This is a genomic window from Variovorax soli NBRC 106424, assembly GCF_001591385.1.
Classification (GTDB): Bacteria; Pseudomonadota; Gammaproteobacteria; order Burkholderiales; family Burkholderiaceae_C; genus Variovorax; species Variovorax soli.
The window spans coordinates 1-519 of record NZ_BCUU01000239.1; the positions used below are offsets into that span (position 1 = coordinate 1).

Genomic DNA, 519 nt, shown 5'->3' on the forward strand with positions numbered 1-519 from the left:
TAGCTGTTGAGTTGCAATAGATTGGTCTGTCCAAGCCGGGAGGCTGGGGGCTTGTAGCCGAGGGCCGAGTGAGGCCTGCGAGCGTTGTAGTAGGCCAAGAAGGCGGGCAGCCAGGCAATGCGTTCGCTGCTGTGGGCCCATGCTCGCCCGTAGGCCCACTCGCGCAGGCAAGTCTGGATGAAGCGCTCGGCTTTGCCGTTGGTCTGCGGCCGGTAGGGTCTGGTGAAGGTGTGCTTGATGCCCAGGGCCTGGCAGGTCTTGGCAAATAGGCGTGAGCGGTAGGCGCTGCCGTTGTCGGTAATCAGGCGCTTGATGGTCACGCCCAGGGACTGATAGTGCGCCACCGCAGCCAGCAGAAACTGCACGGCCGAGGGCTTCTTCTCGTCCGGATGCATCTGCACGAAGCCCACGCGCGAGTGATCGTCGATGGCCACATGGGCGAACTCCCAGCCTGCGCCGCGCACACGCGTGGTGCGGTCGCCGTTGATGCGATGACCTTCTCGCTCGATGCGCCCGAGC

General features: G+C 64.4%; 1 protein-coding gene. It reads right to left on the reverse strand.

Annotated features, from left to right (window positions below; genetic code table 11):
• Positions 1-519 (reverse strand): integrase core domain-containing protein (locus VSO01S_RS26575; protein WP_153305468.1); only part of this gene is annotated, 519 nt, incomplete at both ends.